This window comes from Mycobacterium sp. 1164985.4, from assembly GCF_001668575.1.
GTDB lineage: Bacteria > Actinomycetota > Actinomycetes > Mycobacteriales > Mycobacteriaceae > Mycobacterium.
Genome location: NZ_LZMD01000114.1, coordinates 1 through 639 on the forward strand (window position 1 = coordinate 1; position 639 = coordinate 639).

Sequence of the window (639 nt, forward strand, 5' to 3'; positions counted from 1 at the left end):
ATGCTGGCCAAGGCCCAGGCCAAGGTCCCGCCCGAGGCCGGTGTGTGGTCGTACGAGCCGAAGTGGGACGGCTTCCGGTCGATCTGTTTCCGCGACGGCGACGAGGTCGAGTTCGGCAGCCGCAACGAACGCCCGCTGACCCGCTACTTCCCAGAGCTGGTCGAGGCCGCGGGGACGGAGCTACCCGCACGCTGCGTCATCGACGGCGAGATCGTCGTCGCTGCCGGCCACGGCCTCGACTTCGAGGCTCTGCAGCAACGCATCCATCCCGCCGACTCGCGGGTCCGGATGCTGGCCGAGAAGACACCCGCGGCCTTCATCGCGTTCGATCTGCTCGCGCGAGACGACATCGATTACACGCAACGGCCTTTCGGGGAACGCCGCGCCGCACTCGTCGACGCGCTCTCCGGCGCAGGCTCGATATTCCAGATCACCCCGGTGACGACCGACCTCGCGACGGCACACCGGTGGTTCGACGAGTTCGAGGGCGCGGGCCTCGACGGCGTCATCGCCAAACCCCTTGACCTGACCTATCAGCCGGACAAGCGCGTGATGTTCAAGATCAAACATCAGCGCACGGCGGACTGCGTCGTCGGCGGCTACCGCGTGCACAAGTCCGGCGAGGATGCGATCGGACTG

1 protein-coding gene is annotated in these 639 nt (G+C 67.3%); it reads left to right on the forward strand.

All coding sequences use genetic code 11. The annotated features are described in order from the left end of the window. Positions 1-639: ATP-dependent DNA ligase (locus tag A5650_RS25440; protein ID WP_156744345.1), on the forward strand; the 639-nt coding region annotated here is incomplete at both ends.